Source organism: Janthinobacterium sp. BHSEK (assembly GCF_056174685.1).
Genome location: NZ_JBWBYV010000253.1, coordinates 1 through 245, shown reverse-complemented (window position 1 = coordinate 245; position 245 = coordinate 1). Strand labels below are relative to the sequence as shown.

Annotated in this window: 2 tRNA genes; both read left to right on the top strand. The window is 51.8% G+C overall.

Annotated features, from left to right (window positions below):
• Positions 1–42 precede the first annotated feature (42 nt).
• Positions 43–119 (top strand) — tRNA-Ile (locus tag AC0V2Y_RS28870).
• Positions 120–144: 25 nt separating this feature from the next.
• A tRNA-Ala gene (locus AC0V2Y_RS28865) sits at positions 145–220 on the top strand.
• The last annotated feature ends 25 nt before the right edge of the window (positions 221–245 follow it).

The following is a 245-nucleotide window of genomic DNA, read 5'->3' as shown; positions in this document are numbered from 1 at the left end:
ATGTTCACACTTATCGGCTGTTAATAAAGAAGAACAGCATTTGGGGCTGTAGCTCAGCTGGTTAGAGCACCGTGTTGATAACGCGGGGGTCGTTGGTTCGAGTCCAACCAGCCCTACCAGTTTCTGTAGTCTGGAAATACCCTAGGGGGATTAGCTCAGCTGGGAGAGCACCTGCTTTGCAAGCAGGGGGTCGTCGGTTCGATCCCGTCATCCTCCACCAAAAGTTCAAACGTAAATCAGCGCAG